Raw genomic sequence first — 786 nt, 5'->3', positions numbered from 1 at the left:
GATTGAGAGTAATCCTATTTATTAAATTTGTGAATAAAAAAATGCAGGCTGGCAGTGTTTTTAAGATTATACCTCCTGGCCAAAGCGTGTGTACGCCTCAGAAAGTTTTTATAACTGACACCTGATTTTTTTGCAGCCAGGATAATGTTGCCTGATAACTTTAGTGATTGAATTGTTTTAACTTCATGTTGACTCATTCCTTTTAGGTCCTTGAAGAATTCAATTCTTTCAATTACATTATGCACTGAATTTAGTTTCGCGATACTTATAAGGTATTGCCATTTGTTTAAGTCATCATACATGGACAAATCAAATTCAGATAAGATAACCTGAGATATCCACAATCCTCGTGAGATAAAAATTGTTCGAACATTATCATCTTTTGAGATGTGATACAGGGTGTCACGCAATTCGCTCAGCGAGCTAAATGAATCGACATCAATGAAACATGTTCTATTTTCACAACGAATTTCTTTCATTAAGACGTAAATGGACTGACGAAGAAAAGTATCATGTGTGATGACCATGAATGTTTGACTAACCGTCATGAGTGAATCCTGTTGTTGCTCTTCATGATGTTCTAAACATTTAAGGACAGAATATTCTGGAAGAGTCTCGTTGCTGTAGAAGTGAGGAGGAAATGGTAATACAACTACATCTCATTAGGGTATTTATATCAACAATTCCATGCTATATAGGCGTATACTCTGAGTTATTAGTGAAAGAACATGATTTTATGAAATATCTGTCTGCAAAACACCTGCTCGTGAAAGGAATCAGTAACAA

The 786-nt window shown here is 34.9% G+C and carries 1 protein-coding gene; it reads right to left on the bottom strand.

The window, feature by feature from the left end; all coding sequences use genetic code 11:
* Positions 1-14: 14 nt before the first annotated feature.
* Positions 15-548 (bottom strand): hypothetical protein, encoded by a 534-nt coding sequence (locus NNN71_RS24770; RefSeq protein WP_271459602.1) that lies wholly within the window; start codon positions 546-548, stop codon positions 15-17.
* Positions 549-786: the final 238 nt, after the last annotated feature.

The sequence above is a fragment of the Kluyvera sp. Awk 3 genome (assembly GCF_028069715.1).
GTDB classification, from domain to species: domain Bacteria; phylum Pseudomonadota; class Gammaproteobacteria; order Enterobacterales; family Enterobacteriaceae; genus Kluyvera; species Kluyvera georgiana_A.
This window is presented reverse-complemented; position numbering and strand designations above follow the sequence as displayed.